This window comes from Pseudomonas sp. BSw22131, from assembly GCF_026810445.1.
Taxonomy (GTDB): Bacteria; Pseudomonadota; Gammaproteobacteria; order Pseudomonadales; family Pseudomonadaceae; genus Aquipseudomonas; species Aquipseudomonas huanghezhanensis.
In genome coordinates, this window is the sequence record NZ_CP113949.1 from 4240259 (window position 1) to 4259126 (window position 18868).

Annotated in this window: 17 protein-coding genes; 5 read left to right on the top strand and 12 right to left on the bottom strand. The window is 60.1% G+C overall.

Features of this window, described 5'->3' with window-relative positions; all coding sequences use genetic code 11:
- Positions 1 to 162: 162 nt before the first annotated feature.
- The gene (gene dinG / locus OYW20_RS19060) at positions 163 to 2307 is read right to left on the bottom strand and encodes an ATP-dependent DNA helicase DinG (protein ID WP_268797475.1); all 2145 of its coding nucleotides are present in this window, start codon (positions 2305 to 2307) and stop codon (positions 163 to 165) included.
- A 151-nt stretch (positions 2308 to 2458) separates the two neighbouring features.
- Between dinG and OYW20_RS19065 the strand changes: the two genes are divergently transcribed.
- Entirely contained in the window at positions 2459 to 2923 is a 465-nt protein-coding gene (locus OYW20_RS19065) for a CopD family protein (protein ID WP_268797476.1), read from the top strand.
- A 394-nt stretch (positions 2924 to 3317) separates the two neighbouring features.
- Here the strand turns inward: OYW20_RS19065 and OYW20_RS19070 are convergent, their stop codons facing one another.
- From OYW20_RS19070 to OYW20_RS19080, 3 genes are all read right to left on the bottom strand, one after another.
- Positions 3318 to 4091 carry a collagen-like protein gene (locus tag OYW20_RS19070; RefSeq protein WP_268797477.1) on the bottom strand — a complete coding sequence of 258 codons (774 nt, stop codon included), beginning with the start codon at positions 4089 to 4091 and terminating at the stop codon, positions 3318 to 3320.
- A complete protein-coding gene (locus OYW20_RS19075) occupies positions 4084 to 4359 on the bottom strand; it encodes a DUF1145 domain-containing protein (protein ID WP_268797478.1) in 276 nt (91 codons plus the stop codon). The genes OYW20_RS19070 and OYW20_RS19075 overlap by 8 nt, the downstream gene beginning before the upstream one ends.
- A gap of 206 nt (positions 4360 to 4565) precedes the next feature.
- Complete coding sequence (locus OYW20_RS19080) at positions 4566 to 5267, bottom strand: OmpA family protein (protein WP_268797479.1); 702 nt, start codon at positions 5265 to 5267, stop codon at positions 4566 to 4568.
- A 317-nt stretch (positions 5268 to 5584) separates the two neighbouring features.
- Between OYW20_RS19080 and OYW20_RS19085 the strand changes: the two genes are divergently transcribed.
- Positions 5585 to 6082 (top strand): DUF6231 family protein, encoded by a 498-nt coding sequence (locus OYW20_RS19085; protein WP_268797480.1) that lies wholly within the window; start codon positions 5585 to 5587, stop codon positions 6080 to 6082.
- A gap of 864 nt (positions 6083 to 6946) precedes the next feature.
- On the opposite strand, the gene OYW20_RS19090 is transcribed toward OYW20_RS19085, so the two are convergent.
- The 8 genes from OYW20_RS19090 to OYW20_RS19125 form a co-directional block, all read right to left on the bottom strand.
- The gene (locus OYW20_RS19090; RefSeq protein WP_268797481.1) at positions 6947 to 7519 is read right to left on the bottom strand and encodes a TetR/AcrR family transcriptional regulator; all 573 of its coding nucleotides are present in this window, start codon (positions 7517 to 7519) and stop codon (positions 6947 to 6949) included.
- A gap of 108 nt (positions 7520 to 7627) precedes the next feature.
- Positions 7628 to 8338, bottom strand: coding sequence for an SDR family oxidoreductase (locus tag OYW20_RS19095; RefSeq protein WP_268797482.1), 711 nt, complete (start codon positions 8336 to 8338; stop codon positions 7628 to 7630).
- On the bottom strand, positions 8325 to 8645 hold the full coding sequence (locus tag OYW20_RS19100; RefSeq protein WP_268797483.1) for a Dabb family protein: 321 nt from the start codon (positions 8643 to 8645) through the stop codon (positions 8325 to 8327). Before OYW20_RS19100 ends, OYW20_RS19095 begins: the two co-directional genes overlap by 14 nt.
- A complete protein-coding gene (locus tag OYW20_RS19105; RefSeq protein ID WP_268797484.1) occupies positions 8638 to 9510 on the bottom strand; it encodes a sugar transporter in 873 nt (290 codons plus the stop codon). The genes OYW20_RS19100 and OYW20_RS19105 overlap by 8 nt, the downstream gene beginning before the upstream one ends.
- Positions 9511 to 9520: 10 nt before the next feature.
- On the bottom strand, positions 9521 to 11242 hold the full coding sequence (locus OYW20_RS19110; RefSeq protein ID WP_268797485.1) for a thiamine pyrophosphate-binding protein: 1722 nt from the start codon (positions 11240 to 11242) through the stop codon (positions 9521 to 9523).
- A complete protein-coding gene (locus OYW20_RS19115) occupies positions 11239 to 12432 on the bottom strand; it encodes an enolase C-terminal domain-like protein (protein WP_268797486.1) in 1194 nt (397 codons plus the stop codon). The genes OYW20_RS19110 and OYW20_RS19115 overlap by 4 nt, the downstream gene beginning before the upstream one ends.
- Positions 12419 to 13297, bottom strand: coding sequence for an alpha/beta hydrolase (locus OYW20_RS19120; protein WP_268797487.1), 879 nt, complete (start codon positions 13295 to 13297; stop codon positions 12419 to 12421). Before OYW20_RS19120 ends, OYW20_RS19115 begins: the two co-directional genes overlap by 14 nt.
- Positions 13298 to 13312: 15 nt before the next feature.
- Positions 13313 to 14968: a GH3 family domain-containing protein gene (locus OYW20_RS19125; RefSeq protein WP_268797488.1), complete on the bottom strand. Its 1656-nt coding sequence runs from the start codon at positions 14966 to 14968 to the stop codon at positions 13313 to 13315.
- A 313-nt stretch (positions 14969 to 15281) separates the two neighbouring features.
- Here OYW20_RS19125 and OYW20_RS19130 point away from each other — a divergent pair, with 313 nt between their 5' ends.
- From OYW20_RS19130 to OYW20_RS19140, 3 genes are read left to right on the top strand one after another with little or no spacing between them, the layout of a single operon-like run.
- The gene (locus OYW20_RS19130; protein ID WP_268797489.1) at positions 15282 to 16268 is read left to right on the top strand and encodes an aldo/keto reductase; all 987 of its coding nucleotides are present in this window, start codon (positions 15282 to 15284) and stop codon (positions 16266 to 16268) included.
- Positions 16269 to 16288: 20 nt separating this feature from the next.
- Complete coding sequence (locus OYW20_RS19135) at positions 16289 to 17446, top strand: hypothetical protein (RefSeq protein ID WP_268797490.1); 1158 nt, start codon at positions 16289 to 16291, stop codon at positions 17444 to 17446.
- 10 nt (positions 17447 to 17456) lie between these two features.
- The gene (locus OYW20_RS19140; RefSeq protein WP_268797491.1) at positions 17457 to 18836 is read left to right on the top strand and encodes an MFS transporter; all 1380 of its coding nucleotides are present in this window, start codon (positions 17457 to 17459) and stop codon (positions 18834 to 18836) included.
- Positions 18837 to 18868 lie beyond the last annotated feature (32 nt).

Sequence of the window (18868 nt, forward strand, 5' to 3'; positions counted from 1 at the left end):
CAGCGCAAGGGGCAGACGCGACGTAGAACACGTCGAGTCGCTCAGCCTGTTTCGCAGCATGGAAGATGATGTCCGCAGGTGATTCCTTTCCTGCGGGCTTGAAATGCAGTGTCGCGACGATCGAATTAAGACCCGGTCTCCCGCGATTAATCCCGGGGGATATCAGGAAATCTCGCGGCGGAACGGAGGGAGTGCATTGAGGATGGCTTTGCCGTAGCGCTGGGTAACAACCCGGCGATCAAGCAGCGTGATGGTGCCGCGATCCGCTTCGGTGCGCAGCAGGCGACCGCAAGCCTGGATCAGGCGTAATGACGCGTCGGGCACGGCGATTTCCATGAACGGATTGCCGCCGCGCGCTTCGATCCACTCAGCCAGCGCGGCCTCGACAGGATCGTCCGGGACCGCGAACGGAATCTTGGCGATAACCACGTGTTCACAGTAGGCGCCAGGCAGGTCGACACCTTCGGCAAAACTGGCCAGACCGAACAGCACACTGGCATCCCCGCCATCGACGCGGGCCTTGTGCTTGTTGAGGGTTTCCTGCTTGGACAGGTTGCCCTGAATGAACACGCGTTTGCGCCAGTCACGTTCCAGGCCATCGAACACGTCTTGCATTTGCCTGCGTGAAGAGAACAGCACCAGCGTGCCTTTCGAGCCTTCAACCAGGTCCGGCAAGTCGCGAATGATGGCAGCGGTGTGCTCGGCAGCATTGCGCGGATCTGCCTTGAGATCCGGCACCCGCAGCACGCCCGCGTCTGCGTGATGGAAAGGGCTCGGCACGACTGCAGTTACGGCATCTTTGGGAAGCCCGGCGCGCATCCGGAAGCGATCAAACTTGCCCAGTGCGGTCAGCGTCGCCGACGTCACCAAGGCACCGTAAGCCACGTTCCAGAGATTGCGCCGCAGCATTTCGGCCGCGAGAATCGGACTGGCATTGACCTCGATATCGAACAACGAACCGCTGTCGGCCAGTGTCAGCCACCGCGCCATTGGCGGGCTGTTTTCAGGGTCTTCGGCGGTAAAGGCGGTCCACAGCTCCCAGTTGCCATGCGCACGCGCCAGCAGACTGCCAAACAGCGGATACCATTCTTCGGCCTGGTGGCTGGCGATGCCGATGTTGACCTCGCCGTCCATGCCTTCTTTAAGCAGCTCGGTCAGGCGGGTGAACAGATCGTCCAGGCGCGCAAAACCCTTCTTCAATTCAATGCCCATCTCGCGCATGTGCTCAGGCACCACGCCGCCGACGAAACGGTGACGCGGGCGCTCGCGACCTTCCATGTCTTCACCGGCCTTGAAATCGGCCAGTTGCTCGCAGGCAGTGAACATGAACTGTTGCTGGGCCTTTATCTCTCGGGCCAGTTCGGGCACTTGCTCGATCAGCTTGCCAAGGTCGCCCGGCAGTGGGTGCTGGGCGAGCAGTTTGGTGAGGTTCTTGGCGGTCTGCTCCAGCCAGTCGGCGGTGGAACGCAGGCGCGTGTAATGGGCGAAGTGGCCGATGGCCTTGTCCGGCAGGTGATGACCTTCATCGAACACATAAAGTGTGTCGCGTGGATCAGGCAATACTGCGCCGCCACCCAGGGCAAGGTCCGCCAGCACCATGTCGTGATTCGTCACGATCACGTCGACTTTTCCCATGCCCTCGCGAGCCTTGTAGAAGGCGCATTGTTGAAAGTTCGGACAATGGCGGTTCGTGCACTGGCTGTGATCGGTCGTCAGACGCGCCCAGTCCTGGTCTGCCAGCTCCTGAGGCCAGCTGTCACGGTCGCCGTCCCACTTGTTGCCGGCCAGCTTCTCGATCATTGTCGTGAAGAGCTTCTGGCTGGCTTCATCGACCTCGATCTTGAAGCCTTCTTCTTCGAAAAGCTGCGCCGTAGCGCTTTGTGCATCGCCTTCTTGCAGCAGCACATCCAGCTTGGACAGGCACATGTACCGCCCGCGCCCCTTGGCCAGCGAGAACGTGAAGTTCAGGCCGCTGTTGCGCATCAGGTCGGGGAGGTCTTTGTAGACGATCTGCTCTTGCAGGGCGACGGTTGCCGTCGCGATGACCAGCCGCTTGCCAGCGGCCTTGGCAGTGGGGATGGCGGCAATCGCATAGGCCACCGTCTTGCCGGTGCCTGTACCCGCTTCCACCGCGACCACCGCTGGATCGCCGGAACGACGGCCTTCTTCGTCGGTATCGATATCCCCCAGCACCTTGGCGACCTCGGCGATCATCAAGCGCTGGCCGTACCGCGGCTTCAGGCTTTTGGCTTCAAGGAAACGCGAGTACGCGCCCTGAATCTGGGATTTGAGTTCGGTGCTGATCATCGGGCTACGGTCTTCGCTCGGGCACTTAAGCAGGTGCTAAACAGGGATGGAACGGAAAAAAACGCTGCCAGACTGCTGGATATATCTTCAGTAGTTGCAGCGGGCGGCTATCATACCGCGCTTAATCCTTGCGCGCAGAACGGAGTTCCGCATGTCACCGACAGCCCTTGTATACACCCTGCATGTACTGGCCGCGATGTTGTGGGTCGGCGGTATGCTTTTCGCCTGGATGATTCTGCGCCCGGCGGTCATTGCCTCACTTGAAGGGCCTGCGCGCCTAAAATTGTGGCTGCAGGTGTTTTCACGCTTCTTCGTGTGGGTGTGGGCTGCAGTGGTGATGTTACCGGTGACGGGCATTGGCATCATCCAGATGAACTTCTCAGGATTTGAAACCGCGCCGCGCTATGTGCAGGTGATGATCGGGTTGTACGTGGTGATGGTCGCACTGTTCATCAAGATTCAGTCGGTGCAATTGCCGGAGTTGCGGCGCGCGGTAGCGGCTGAACAGTGGCCCGATGGCGTGGCAGCGCTGGGCAAGATTCGAAGGCTGGTCGGGATCAATCTGCTGGTAGGGATTGCGGTGGTGTGCATCGCCTCGGCACGCCCGAGCTTTTGACGGCGCCGCCCTGCAGGAGCCAACTGGTTGGCGAGGCAATCACTGCGGTATGTCAGGTACGCCGCCTCGCGAACAAGTTCGCTCTCATCAAACATAAAACATGTCGTTGATTTAAAAGGCCCCGAAATTTCGCTTCTGCCGCAGGCGTGGGAGCTCGGCTTGCCAGCGATGGACTGCGCAGCAGTCCTGAAATCAGACGCCCCAGTCGTCCTGACAAGCCGAGTTGTCAGGATTTACTGCCGCTTCGCGGCAGATCGCCGGCAAACGGAACGCCGCCCGGCCAGCTCCCACGCCCTCCGGACAGAATCAAAGACAGAAGCGCATGCTGCAATGTTTGCTGCGCGACAGCGCGGCGTCTGGACGACGGGGGATCTCCTACAGATTCAAGCCAGGATCACAACTGCCGCAGGTAAACCGCGCCCGCCGGACCCGCAGCGCCGTCCTCGCCTTTTTCCCCGGTCTTGCCGGACTTGGCGCCGTCCGCACGGTAGACGATGCAACCCTTGGACGTGCCGCCCTTGCCGCCGTTGCCGCCTGCGCCGCCCTGACCACCGGCGCCACCCTGGACGTTGACCTTTACCCGGTCCTGAGCAAAAGCGACGGGCAGTTCCAGCCTGACCAGCCCACCTGCGGCGCCGTCATGACCGTTGCCACCGTTGTCGCCATTGGTGCCACGGCTCGCTGCGCCCCATGTGCAACCTGGTTCTTGTCCGTTGCCACCGTCAAGTCCGGCAAAACCCGGTGTGCCTGAGCCTCCGCGCGCGTCCACCGACAACACATCAGCGTTGAGTTGCTCGATCCGCAGCGTCAGGTTGCGGCCCGGCATCGGGGGTTTGGTGAACGTCCCGGGGGCTCCACGCGCAGTGATCTGGCTGCCGCTGCCCAGTTCGGCGTGCTTGACCTGAAAGCTGAAAGGCTGCTCGCTCGGCACGATGGCGATACGCGCTTCGTGTCCCAGCACGAGCTGGTCAACCTTGACTTCGGTCAGTCCGCCGGGGATCAGCAGCGTGCCGTAATCGGCGACTTCCAGACGATCAAGTTGCAGCACGCTGGTGTTACTCGGCAGACGCATCAGCGAGTGCGTTTCGACCGAAATGGTCTGAGCCATTACCCAGGAACTGCTCAACGCTGACAGCAGCCCCGCCGTCATCAGCAACCCATTACGCATGTTGAACCTCCGCAGGACGACGACCGAAAGATTGCAGGTGAAAAATACCGAACAATAGAATCAACACCCGGTCGCGCCAAGGTTGTTCGCGCCCACGCAGGCTACCGTTGAACAGAAACAGCTCCAGAACATGCGTCAGCAGCAACAGGCTGCCCGCCAGTCTGATCAGCACGTCGAAGGGATTTGGCAGCGCTATCGCCTGATTGATCAGCACTACCGCCCAGAATGCCAGCGTCAACATCTTTCCCAAACCCCAAAACACCCTCATGACACGCCCCTGCCGTTCTTTATTAATCCGTCATGCTTTTTGAAGCGTCGCTGAAAGCTGAAACCAGAATTCCCCGCGCACATTACGGCGCTCGCACCGACTATGCCAGCAGCCCATGAAAATAGTTGAGCAGCCAGGTGCTTGAAAGAATTTAGCCATAAAAAACCCCGGCACAAAGGCCGGGGGCTGTTACGCCGTTGCCGCAATCAACGGTTGATCTTGATCTCTACACGACGGTTGAGCGCACGGCCCTCTGCAGTTTTGTTGTCTGCAACAGGGCGGCCTTCACCATCACCTTCCACTGACACGAACGCACTGCGGACGACGCCGGCGCCGACCAGATAGTCAGTCACCGCGTTCGCGCGTTTTTCGGAGAGTTTCTGGTTGTAAGCATCGCTGCCCACGCTGTCCGTGTGCCCGCTGACACGCAGTTGCACGTTGGCGGCTTCAGTTTTCAGGCGGGTCGCAACGGTGTCCAGTTGCGCCTTGTCAGCAGGCGTCAGGACCGCTTTGTTGAACTCGAAACGCACATCACGAATGGTGATGATTTCCTCTTTAGGCTGAACCACAGGCTCTACGACAGGTGCAGGTGCGGCCGGAACGATTGGGCAGCCGGTTGCATCGACAGGCGTACCTTTAGGTGTATTCGGGCACTTGTCGACGCTGTTCAATACGCCGTCGCCATCATCATCGCCATCCCCATGAACCCAGCAGTACGCACCCGCCATCACGCCGGTTGCAGCACCCAGGCCCGCCGCCACAGAAGCCGTCTGAAATGCGCCGATGGCCGCGCCACTCAGCACACCGCCTGCGGCACACAATGGCCAGTCGGTCTTTTGCAGGCCCGCACACCCCGTCAAAACACTGGTAACCAAAATCAGAGGTAACGCTGTCCGAATCATGCTCATACAGTTCTTCTCCTTTGGTATCGGCTAAAACCGACTGGGGTGGAGTAAAGACGGCTGTTTGCCAGTTTTCCACCCCACAGCAGCGGCGCAGGCCAATACAGCGAAGAATTCACCAATTATTCGCGTTGATGCGGTCATTTACTGGTCTTCGCAAGGATTGGCCTGCACTCGAAACAGCTTTGGGACGGAAAACATGTCGGTTTGAATAGCCAATGGCTTTCACTTCGTATGTTTGGTAATGGGCCTGCAACAAAAACTCAAGCACTAGGCCATCTCGGCTCGGCAGGCTAGTCTTGCAACTCAATCGAGGGATTTAGATGACCGACAGTTTTTCCACCCGCACGCCACAGCAAGCGTTGGCAGCGCTGCTGGACCTGCATGCGCCCAAGCGTCTTTTACTGATAGGCGCCCAGACGTTTCCTGCGTTGCAGGCGTTTCAGGAAGCGCATCCGGGCACCGAAGTCGCACTCGCCTCACCCGGTCCACTGCCGCCTGAACTTGCGGCTCAGCGCTTCGACCTCGCCTTGGTTGTAGATTGCCTGGAGCACATTCCGAAACGTGTGGGTCTTGAGCTGCTTGGCGGGATTCGTAACCTCAACGCGAGCCGGATCGCGGTGCTGGCGGACCTTACGGCTGCGGGCTGGCAAACCACTGACTTTTACTCGCTGGCCTTGCAGCTCAATGAACGCTTCACGCGCGATGATCAAGTGCTGACACTGTTCACCTACGATCTGCGTGAGTACAAACAGGTCCCGGACTGGCTGAACGCGAAGTTCTGGGCCAACCCGGAAAACTTCGGCAAATACTGGTGGTAAACCCATGAATATCAAGGGATTACCTCGCCATGAGGTGTCATCGAAGCTATGCCCGAGCAGGGCCAACTGTCACCAATTAGTCACCCGTGGTTTCACCAGAAACCTTCTCAGAACCTTTCCATCTGGCACTATCGACGCTCAGGCATCTACTACCTTCGAGTCCGTCCAAGCGGTTGCTCGCTACGCTGCTTTACCATTTCGCTACGCTCTACCAACAGGTCCAACGCAATGCAGTACTCCAAGGACATACTGAAGACCCTTGCTGTTTTCTTTCTTGCGCTAAATTTTGCTGGGACTCGAACCCTTCGTCGTCAGAATAACCTTCCATCTCGATGGCGTATTCATGTTCTCGAAGTTCATGGGTAACGCTGAGCGCTACACCTTCCAGCGCACAAATGCTGTTGCTAAGGAAGACTATGAATACATCGCGAGCCAACGTTCCATTGCTGTAGGCCAGCGAGCCCTCTAGCCGGTTGAGAATCGATAGGTTTGACATAACCCTCCTTGTGCCTCCTCTAGAATGAATATAACGCGACCGTCCGCTTCTGACCCAGAATGTGTAAAAACGCTTCGCTAAAATTGAAGTGCGCGCGTCTACGTTAAGTCTGAAATTTATCGGCATGTCAGCAGATGTGGATTTCGCGTAGAGGCCCGTTTTCCGGTCCGGTTTTGAGTACCTGTCGCACTCAAAAACGTTTTTACACAGCCTGGCCCGATTGCTGCCTCTCGTGAAGGGCTGCAACCGGCCCAGAGTTTGAAGCTGCTGACCTTAGCCCGGCAGGCGCGCCTCGATCATCCAGGGTTGTGACAACGGTGGGCGAGGGAGATGGAGGTGTCAGACATCGCTGCATACCGCTGAAACCCTCAGCGAATCTGCTTGCCCATGTTAAATCGAAGCAACATCAGCGCCGCATCGCAGGCATCGCCGGCAAAGTGGCTTTTGCTGAAGGCCTGGGCATTCACCGTGGCCCCGTCGAGCAGCATCATGATGTAGGTCGCGAGGGTATTAGCCGTATCGGGGGTGTGGTGGCGTGCTAATTCGTGCTCAACAAGCGCATGCAGTTTGTGCTTGTAGTCAAGGGCGATCTCCCGGATGTCGGAGTGCTCCGGGTACTCGCCCACCGCGCGGCCGAACAGGCAGCCGGCGAAGCTGGTGGAACAGAACCACTGACCACGCCAATCGAAGATCGAAATGATCTTTTCTTCCAGGCTGGGCTTTTCATCCATACGCGTCTTCAATTGCTCGATCAGATGTGACGAGCGTTGCGTCAATACGGTTTTGACTAGGTCTTCCTTACCGTTGAAATTACGGTACATCGTCATTCTGGCGACGCCCGACGCTTCGATGATCCAGTCGACACCTACGGGGTGGAAACCGTGCTGGGAAAACAGGCTGGTAGCAGTGTCAACGACATGCTGCTTCTTCGATACGGACAACTCGGAACTCCAGGTTCAAGCAGCTGGGATGGGCGAAAACCGTAACATTATGATATAGACCAGTCTATCTCGGTCTCGTTTCGGTGTTTCGCCCATATGTCGCAAAACTTACGTAAAGCTCACGGTATCCCCGCCGTCTACGGCCAGTACAGTGCCGCTGATCATTGGGTTGGTGGCCAGCAGCAGGGCCGCCGAGGCGATGTCTTCAGGCCGGGCTATGCGTTTGACGGGGAGTGCCTGGCTGCGTTGGCGCATTTTTTGTACCAGTGCTTCGGGGTGCATGCCGGTGTCGACGAAGCCCGGGGACAGCACATTGACGCGCACCGGCGAGAGTTCGCTGGCCAGCCCGCGGGCAAAACCTTCGATACCGGCGTTGACCGCGCTGATCAGTGCCGTCTGCGGCCCGGCCCGCTGGGCAAAACGCCCCGAGATCAGGATCAGCGAGCCGTCCTCGTCGAAAGGTGCCAGCCGGGCAATGTGGTACGCCGCCCAGAACTTGCTGTCGAAGATGCGCTGCGCATCCTCCAGCGCAACGCTGCGCACCGGCCCGAACGTCAGCGAGGCGGCGGTGACAATAATGTGCTTCCAGCGCGTGGGCCGAGCAAAAAAGCGCTCCAGTTCGGCCGGCTGCGTGACGTCCAGTGGCACGGTTGCAACATCGGCGCCGATGTCGTGCGCCGCCTGGCTTAGCCGCACTGCAGTGCGCCCCGCCAGGGTGACCGTGGCACCTTGCTGGTGGAACAATTTGGCGATGGCAAAGCCGATACCGGCGGAGCCGCCGATGACCAGGACCTGGGTGTTGCGCTCAAGCATAGGCATGACAGTCTTCCCCCTGTGACAAAGGGTTTGGGAGCGGGTAATCAAAAATCAACATCTGGCACAGCGCACGCAAGCGGGGGCGAAAGCCTGCGTGTAACGGGTGTTCTCGCCAGCTGGGTAGCACGGACTCGTCGGTAAACGTGAGGATAAAACCCTGGTCGTAACCCAATGAACGGTCGCCGCTGTCGGCAATCACTTCCACCGCGACCAGGCCGGGCACACGGCCGGGAAAGCCGTGCAGTTCCTGTAGCAGCGCCGAGACGGCCGGGGCGTCAGGGCTTTTGAGCAAAACGATGCGCTTATACATGGAGGTTCTCCCATTCGATCAAGTTGCTCAGGCGCGGGCCGTTGTCGAACTCGCACACCACGGTATCGCCGTGGCTAAGGTGGATACCGGCGTCGGCACTGTTGCAATCGGCGCCCATATAGAGGTAGATCAGCGTGCCGGGCAGTCGCAGTGACGGGTGCTGCCATAGGGTGTCGAACAGGTCATCGGCGTCATAACACAGGCAGGAAAGGCCGGTACTGAAACTCTGTTCCCAGTGCAGGTCGCCCGCGCGGTAGATGGAGGTTGTGCCCCTTATCAGGTCGGGCAGAGGCTGCCAATACAGCAGGTGGGAAATGGCGCTGGGCTGCAACTTGGCGTAGGCCAGGTAGTTGCGCTTGGATTTGGCCAGGGCGATATCGGTAAGGTCGTTGCCGAAGGTGTAGCCGATGTAGTCCGGGCGGCCGTTGTCGGCCACCAGAAACAGCGCCACCACTTCCGCCTCCTCACACGCCGACAGAGCGCCGCGACTCATGCGCAGCACGTCGCCGCTGCTCTTGAGCGTGTCGGCAAAGCCCTTGATAAAAAAGGCCGGGCGCTCGTCGCTTTCCGGTGGTTGCGCGACTTTGCTCTGGTGGGTCAAGCCAAAGCCGCACACCACGCCCTGGCGCGGGTCGGGCGGCAGCAGGCAAGGCAGCAGCTCAAATCCTGCAAGGTCGGTAACCGTCAACGGCGCTGGCGAGTGTTCGCGCAGATACGCCAGTGGCCCACCGGGGAATTCGCGCGCCGGTGTGTCGCGCAACAACACATACAGGTCGGAGACCGGGTAGAGGCTGTATTGCCCGGCGGTGCTGAGGCTGGTGACATAGCGCTGGCCGCCCCGCACGCATTCAAAAATGATCGACATGGGCAAGCTCCTAGAGGGTCTTGATTTCAAGCAGGGCGGGTTTGCCGTGAGTTTCCATATAGGCTAGGCAGTCGGCGATCTTTTCTTGAATCGACGCAGGGGTGTCGGCGCTGCCAGGACTATAGAGGTCGAAGGTTTTCGCCAGGGCGACGAAATCCACTTCGTTTTCAAGGAAGCTGGTGCCCAGGTTGGACAGGTCGCTGGGCCGCTGGCGCAGGTCGGCAATGCGTTCGGCGTGTTGCTTGGAATTGAGGTAGAGGCGGTTATTGATCACCAGCACCAGCAAGGGAATGTCGTAGGCCGACAAGGTCCACAGGGCACTCGGGGTATAGAGCAAATCGCCATCGGATTGCAGGTTGATGCTCAGCCGGCCCGTGCCCTTGTGGGCAACGGCCGCGCCGATGGCTGCGCCCAGGCCATAACCCAGCCCGGCGCCGCCGCTCATGCCGATATAAGCCTCGCTACGTTCGATTGGCCAAAGCTGGCGCACCAGGGTGTCGATGGTCACGCTGCCAGTGTTGGTGAGTACCCAACGCTGATGCCCGATGGCTTCGTGGATAGCGATCAGCGCCTGGGCGATAGTCAGGCCATCTGCAGGTTGGGTGACCTGTGCAAGCAACGCCTGGCGGCGTACCTGCTTGTAAGCCGCAATACGCGCGATGCGTTCGTTCACCAAGGCTCGCGCCGTGCTATCGCACCGTTCGGCGGATGCCTGCACCGCCTCGGCAATACGCGCGATGGAGGCGACCACGTTGGCGTGCAGGACCAGGTCGGCGCACACCAGTTTCTGGCTGTCGGCCACCCAACTGCTGATGAGCAGCGAATGGGTGCCCAGTGTGGCGATGTACAAACCTGGGTGGGGTTTCTGCCCAGAGTTGGCCAGCAGGCCATACAGGTCCTGGACTTCCAGGGCCAACAGAAAGTCGCATTCGCCCAGCAGGTGTGCATCATGGTCCTGGAAGACCAGAGGGTGGGTATTGGGCACGTTATACCGGCCATTGCGTGAAATCACAGCGGTACCGGTGAGGCTGGCGATCCCCAGCAGCTGCTCGGCCTGCTTATCGTCGAGTGCGGCGTAGTCAATGGCGATGACGGGGTACTGCGCGGTCATCAACTGGGTGACCAGTTCGGCCAGTTGCTGGTCGTCCAGCGCCGGCAAGCGTTCCGGGCGCACCGGCCCGGCCGGCAGTGAGAGCCCGTCGGCCAGTGACTCTTCCTGAACCGCACTGTCGATGGCGACATAACACGGGGCATGGGGCTCGGCGGCGCAGAGTTTGAGCGCGCGTTGCACCGACTCCAGGGTGGCGGCCTGGGACACCGGCATGTCCGTCCATTTGGTGTAGCCCGAGAGGATTTTATCGATGCTCTGGGATGTGTGAATCCAGTCGATCCACGGGCGGCGCAGGGCCGCATCAATCGGCCCATTGCCGCCCAATACCAGCAACGGCACGCGGTCGCACCAGGCGTTGAAGATGGCCATGCTCGCGTGCTGCAAGCCGATATTGGCGTGCACCAATACCGCCATGTGCTTGCCGCTGGCTTTGTAATAACCGTGGGCCATGGCCACCGAGATTTCTTCATGGCAGCACATCAGGATGGCCGGCACGGCATGGTCGGGGTGATGCACCAGCGAGTCATGAATGCCGCGAAATGATGCGCCGGGGTTGAAACAGACGTACTCGATGCCCTGGTTGATCAACAGATCCACAAGCAAATCGGAAAAATACTTCATCGCGTACGCTCCATGTGGTGGGACAGATAGGTGTGTTCGTCTGCGCCGATGGCGCAGCGATAAGGCAGTACGTGGGCGGTCAGCCGCCCGCCAAGGCCCTGTTGCATTTGGGCTGGCAAGTGAATGGCGTTGTGTTGCCGGTCTATCGCCGGCATGGGTTCGAGCAGGTGGTCGTCGAAAAAGCGGTCGTGCTGGCCGGCCTCCACGCCGATAAAACCGTCAAAGGCCGCCAGCAGTGCGCGGTGGGCGGCAATCAGCGGGCCGACTTCAGCGACCTGCACGCCCAGGTAGACCGGCAAGCCCCAGCGGCGGCATTGCTCTATCATTTTTGCGCTGCTGAGCAAGCCACCGCATTTGGCAATGCGCAGGTTCACCGCATCCAGCGCCTGGTTTTGCCAGGCGTGTTCCAGGCTCAGGGCCGAGGTGACCGACTCGTCGAGCATGATCGGCACGCCATGCTTGAGGCGCGCCTGGCGGTAATCCTCCAGGCTGCCACGCGGCAAGGGCTCCTCGAACAACGCCACGCCGAGCTCGCGAAACTGCCGGGCGCTGCTGTGAAGTTGCGCGGGTGACCAGCTCATATTCGGGTCGACATACAGCGCCAGGCTCGGCGCAAGCGCCCTGATGCTGTCCAGGCGCTGTTGATTGGCCCGGACATCGCCGGCCAGTTTGAGCTTGAGCGAGCGCAACGGTTTGCGCTGTTCGAGGAACGCGTGCACCGATTGCGACAGGTCGAGCACCTGGGTGATGTTGACCTGGGCGGGCAGTGTACGGCGCGCCGCCGGGGGCGCCTCGGTGATGCGCAGCAGGTAGGCGGACAAGGGCAGTCCGGCCTGTTGCGCCAGAGTGTCGAGCAGCGCCATTTCCACCAGGCAGCGGGTATTGTTGCCCAGGCTTGCATCGGTCTCGCAGGGCAGGCCGTACTCATAGAGCGCACGGCCTCGGTCGACCGGGTCGCCGCTGGCCAATGCTTTTGCCAAGTGCGCGAAGTCAAGGCTGCGCAGTTGGGTCAGCACCGACTCGCAGTCTTCGCCTGTCACGTAGCGGCGCGGCGCGCATTCACCGATCCCTGTAAAGGCGCCGAGCGTCCAACTGAGCACCACACTGTCTGAAGTGTGGCGTCGGTGGGCGCCATGCACGAACGGGTTGGCCATGGGCTGGCGCACCAGGTAGACCTCAGGCGGCGTCATAGGCGTAGCGTCCGTTGGCTTTGACGAAGTCGGCGGTGAACCGCACGACCTGCCCCATGGCCGGGGTAAAAAACAGGTAGTGCTTGTCTTGATTCACCAGCAGGGTCGAGCCGTTGCGGCACAGGCGCTGGAAGTGGCCCACCGTGGCATTTACGTCCACCAGCGGATCTTTATTGGCGCAGATAAACAGGCTGGGCGCGTCGATAGGACGGGCGTCGACCGCCAGGTAAACCTTCTCCAAGGCCAGCAACTTCTTGCGTTCGCGATGCTGCAGGTGAGTGGTCGCAAGCGAGTCGTTACGGATAAATTCGACCAAGTGCGGGTTGGCGGTGAAGTCCTCGGCGTCGAGCCCCGAATCCCACAGGCTGTGTCGGTCGTCCAGGTCGATACTGGCGCGCTCCTGCTCACTCAACCGGTCGTGCATCTTGCCCAGCGACGCCGAGCAGATGACCAGATTGTCATAGGGCAATTGCGCATAAGAGCTGCTTGCGATGGCGGCCAGCACCGACCCGCCCAGGCAGTGGCCGAACAGGCACAGCGGAATGTCGTCGGGCACTTCGCAGCGAATGTGCTCGATGGCTGCCGCCGCATCCTCGTGCAGCGTGCGCACGTCCGGGAACCCATGTTTCTGGCCGCTGCTGATGCCGCACCCTTCGCGGTCGAGGGCGTAAAACGCGATGCCCAGGTTGGCGAAGGCGTTGCCCACCGACCACAGCCACCCGGCGTGGCTTTGCAGGCCATGAAAATACAAAATGGCGCCTTGCGGACGCTGCGGGCGCCAGGCGTGCAGGGCCATGCGCCGATCTGCCTGAGCCAAGTGGTGAACTTCACGCGCAATGCTGTGTGCAAACAAGTGCATATTCATGAGTGCCTCTCAAAGTCAGAATTGCTGGATGCCCAGCAGGGACAGGTCCGGTTGGAAGGGCTTGTATTTGATCTGCAGGGTTTTCCTCGCGGCCTTTTCGCGCTCGATGGCCATGGAGATCGCGTTGCCGGGCACCGTGATGACCTTGATTTGCCCCAGGCGCTTGCTGGAGCGCTTGGACTCGTACTCGATATTGATCGCCTGCAGGTGCCCGTCGAGCAGTTGGCTGAGGGTCTGCGACTCGCCGCACGATGCGCCGCCGGCCTCGATGGCTACGGCGTAGTAAGGCGTTTCGTGCCAGACCGGGGCGCACAGGTAGAGCCCGGCATTGGGAATGCCGCACATCTGTACGGCTTCGTGTAGCTGGGTCTCGGTGATCTTTTCGCCGGTAAAGGAGTGCATGACGCCGTTGCGCCGGCTGAAACTGATGCGCGGCACGCCGCGGTAGTAGCCGTGCACGCGGTAAATATCACCGGTGTACATGCGGACCATGCCGTTGCCTTGCCACATGACCAGGTGGTATTCGTCGCCTTCTTTGAGTTGGTCCAGGGCAACGGTTTCGGGCTGCGCCTGATCGCGTACCAGCGCATCCATGTCCACCGACACGGGGATGAACTCGAAGAACGCCTGGTCCACCGCCAGCGGTTGGCTGTCCTGGTCAGCGTCCATCGGTAGGGTCACCACACCTTCGGTACCGCACGACATGAAGGGCAGCACCTTGGCCTGCCCCATGATCCGCTCCAGCTGAGGCTTGTAGAGTTTGGCCGACGCCGCCGTCCAGCAACTGAAGCGCTCAAGCCCCGGCCATACATCGGTCAGCGACACCCCGTCAGCGGCGAGCACAGTCTCCAGCCGTCGCGCGGCAGCCGGGTCGGCCGCGCGCAAGAGGCTGCCGGTGTGGGCGCCGTCATGCAGGTCACGCAGCAGAAGCTCGCTGTTTTCCAGCAGGCTGTGGTGCAGGGAAAGCAGGGTGCTGGGGTTGATGGCGGTGAGCAGCCTTACGTCTTCGCCCAAGGTCCACAGCAGCCGCGCGTACATCTTCTGCTCATGGCTGGCATCTTGGGTCGGCGTGAACCACGGGGCTTCATACCAGGGCGGGTTCCAGTCGCCGCTGCCGATTTGCGGGTGGCGGTTGCTGATGGCCTGATAGGGAAGGCCATCCACGTATTCGTTACTCGGGTCACGTACGGTCTGGGTGTCCAGCGTGGCCCAGGGGTTGGCATGCAGCGCCGGGTAGTCATGGCCAAAAAAGCCCCACATGGCCTGGATGGCGGGCACCCGGTACTGGCGGATCCAGTGCAACGTGTAAGGAATGCGTTTGGACTGGCCGGTGGTGCCGCTGGTCTTGAGCCAGCGCACCACCGGGCTGCAGCTGAGTATCCCGCCTTTTTGCTGGCCTTCACGCACCAGGATTTCACGAAACCCTTCGTAGGTCATGACCGGGATGTTAGTGCGGGTGATGCGGCCGTTGCAGTGGCTGACCTGAAAGCGGTTTTCCTTCCAGAACAGCGATTTCTGGCACACCGAAATGATGTCCTCAAGCACGTGTTCCTGCGTCCTGAGGGGTTTGTCGAGCCTTTCCAAATAGTTCGCTTGCGCTTGGGCGCATTCAGCTTTGAAGGTAGGCACCCTGCGTTCCCAATGGCCGATCCAAGAGTCCATCTTGCCCATGCGTTCGTCCTCAATGACGTGAAAGGAAGAGAGACTGGTACGTCTCTGTTGTAAGTATTTATGCTCTCGAAATTTATGTGTCAATATGTTTCTTGTTATTAGATCCAATCATTCGATTTGTATGACGAGGTCAATAAAATCTTGATTTAAGTTATCAAGTAACTGTTATTTAAGTTTTTTTTGTTTTGTTTTGAGAGTGTTTTTTCGACCCTGAGCCAAAAATGAAATTTTATTTATTGAAATTTTGTGTTGACGGGAAAGCGATAATTTGAAAACCATGTAGAACGATCAGTATCAAAAGGAGGGCGATTCCATGGTTTCCAGGATCACGTTGGGTACTCAAGGGCTGCGTGTTGGCCGCATCGGCCTTGGCTGCATGGGCATGAGCCAGTGGTATGGCGCGACGGATGACAATGAATCGGTGCGCACCCTGCACCGCGCGCTGGAGCTGGGCGTGGACTTCTTCGATTCGGCGGAGGCGTATGGGCCGTTTACCAACGAGCGACTTTTGCAGCGCGCGTTTGCTGGTCGGCGTGAAGAGGTGGTGATCGCCACCAAGTTTGGTTTCCGTATCGTCGACGGCCAGATCGTTGGCGTCGACAGTTCGCAGGGCAATCTGCAAAAGGTCGTCGAGGCCTCCCTCAAACGGCTGGGTACGGACCACATCGACGTGCTGTATCAGCACCGGCTCGATCCCAGCATTCCCATCGAAGAGGTGGTAGGCGCGATGGGGCGCTTGGTTGAGCAAGGCAAGGTCAAATACCTGGGCCTGTGTGAGGTGGGGACAAGCACGATCGAGCGCGCCCATAAAACCCACCCGATATCCGTGGTCCAGGGTGAGTACTCGTTGTGGGAGCGCAATGTCGAGCAAGAGATCTTGCCGCTGCTGCACAACCTGGGAATCGGCTACGTCGCGTTCTGCCCCTTGGGTCGCGGTTTTTTGACCGGCAAGGCCGTCAGCGCCGCGCACTACGACGCCAATGACTTCCGCCAGCAGGACCCGCGCTTTCGCGAAGAAAACTTCGCAACCAATACCTTCCTGACCGAGTCGATTCTGGCGCTGGCCGCCTCTTGGTCAATGACGCCCGCGCAACTGGCGCTGGCCTGGTTGCTGACGCGCAGCCCTCACCTGACGGTGATCCCCGGCACCAAGCGTGTGGCCTACCTGGAAGAAAACGTAGCCGCCGACGACTGCGTGCTCAGCGATGAACAGCTTCAGGCGATCGAGGCCTTGCTGAGGCAGTGGGCGGTTGCCGGTGAACGTTACGAGCAGCGAATGATGCAGTTCATCGACCGATAGGCACTGCCAGGGAGGCCAGCATGCAATCGCACCGCTTGCTTGACGAAACGGAACAGCGCTTTCACCAGAACTTTTTGCAACGTAACGGCAACACGCAGGTGACCTCCTTGCTGACGGTGCCTGGATGTGTGGGCCCTGTGCAGGCCCGCAAAGCGTTCGCGCAGTTGGTGGTGGAGTACCCGTTTCTGCACCAGAAGATTGTGGCTGTCGGTGACGGCCAGTACGGGTTCGTGCCGGTCGAAAATCACGTGCAGTCGTCGACCTGCACAACACCGCCGTCGCGGCGTACCGACGTGTTGCTCAAGCTTGAATTGAACCGCTTGCTGGGGGATCAAGAGGGCTGGCGCGCGTTAGTGGTTGCCGATTCCGAGATCAACCAGACCCATATTCTGCTGACGCGTAACCATGCGATCTCCGACGGCTACAGCACCGCCAGGCTGGTCAACAGCCTGGCCGGTTACCTGGGCGCGATGCCCGCGAGCCTCGATAGCCGGGTGTCGCAGGCGTTCCATATCCGCCTGAAGTATTGGCGCGGGTCACCCCTTGAGACGGGCAAAGCCAGCTACGCCGATTTTGTCCAGTTGCAGGTCAGCCGCCAGGCCGCAGAACGCCTGGATCAACTGCGCGCGGCGTCTGGCTTCACCACCAATGCCATTTGGGGTGGGGTGCTGGCGCACAGTTTTCTCAGCTACGCGGATGTGCCGGCGTTCGACTTGTTCACCGCGTACTCACTGCGTGAACCCGCCAGCCATGGCCATCCGTTGACCAAGGCCTGCCTGATCGATGTGCGCAAAACCACGTTTGCGCGCCAAAACCCAGGCGTGCTCGAGTGTATTGAGCGCTATGCGCAGGCGGTCGCCGAGGGCAGGGCGCAACTGGGTGCGCCCTCGCCCAGTGCGGCCAACGACAGCCCGCGGCCCGCGCTTGCCTTTACCAATACCGGGCCGCTGGACCGCTTCTTGACTCACCCCGCGCCGGCCGTGCTCGGGTTTTCAACCCTAGTTAACCGCTCCGGCGGCAACTACGACTTCGTCTTGCACCTGGGCAGATTCAATGGCAACTGGCATGCGGCGCTGGCGTTCAGTTCGCTGAAAGTCGAGCGCGCTACGGCACTGGCGTTCAAGGCGCAGATCGAGGCGACCCTGGAGTCGCTGCCGGCTGCGCTCCACACCTCCTGAGGAATTGATAATGGATACTTCCAGTAATAAGAAGTTGACGCTGTTCGCCACCTGCCTTGGCTTTGTGGTGGTGCTGCTCGATGTGAGCGTGGTCAACGTGGCCCTTGAAAGTTTCAAGGCGGAGTTCGCCACCGACGTGCTGCAACTGCAATGGATCGTCAACGCCTACACGCTATTGTTTGCCTCGTTTTTGCTGACCGGCGGCGCATTGGGTGACCGGTTTGGCCACAAGAAAATCTTCCTGTGGGGGTATGCGGTCTTTAACTTGGCATCGCTCGGCTGCGGTCTGGCGGACACCTTGCCCGCGCTTATCGGCTTTCGGGCGCTGCAAGGCATTGGCGCAGCACTGTTGGTGCCCACATCCCTTGCGCTGGTGCGAATTACCTTTGAGGTGCCCGCCGAACGCAGCAAGGCCATCGCCTTGTGGGCGGGCGTTGCCGGTATCGCGCTGGCCGCCGGCCCGGTGGTGGGCGGCTTGCTGATTGGTGTGTTCGGCTGGCGCAGCATCTTTTTCATCAACCTGCCCATTGGCCTGATCGGCATTGTGCTTTGCCTGGCCAACGCGCCACGTATCCCGCCCAACCACAAAGGCGGTTTCGACTTGTGGGGGCAGCTGCTGGCGTTGTTTACCTTGGCCAACTTGACCTACGCGGTGATCGAGTTGGGCCGCCAGAACGGCGTCGATCTGCGCGTTGCGGTGCATGCCGTGTGCTTTGTCGGCGGCTTGCTCGGGTTTTTGTGGGTCGAGTCGCGAACTGCCCGGCCGATGGTGCCGCTCACAGTGTTCAACAACGCGGCGTTCAGCCTGGCCTCGATCTTGGGCGTGATCGTGAACTTCGTGTTCTACGGGCTGATTTTCGTGTTCAGCATCTTTTTACAGCAGGTCAATCACTACTCGGTGATCAATACCGGGCTGGCCTTTATCCCCATGACCGGCGTGCTGTTTTTCGGCAATCAGCTGGCTGCCCGCTGGCTGCCCAAGTTGGGTGAGCGGCGCCTGCTGGCGCTGGGCCTGGCCATCGCGCTGCTCGGCGTGGTGGCACTGACACCCTTCGTGGGTGGCGCGCCTTACGCCAACATCGCCGTGCAAATGTTTGTGATCGGCTTCGGTATTTCACTCACGGTGCCCACCTTGACCGCCACTGCCGTCAACCACGTCAGCAGTGATAAGTCCGGCGTGGCGTCCGCCATCGTCAATGCCTCGCGCCAAGTGGGTGGCCTGATCGGAGTGGCCATCTTCAGCCTGTTGATCAACGTGACCGATGCAGCCCAGTTCGGCCACGGGTTCGCCCAAGTTATCGCCTTGTCCTCGCTGCTATTGGCCGCGGGCTGGGCGTTGACGCTCGTGCTGTTGCGCAAGCAACCCCTGGCCGCGCAATCGGCCACCTGAAGCAGTGCTCAATAAACCCTGGAAGCAATGGA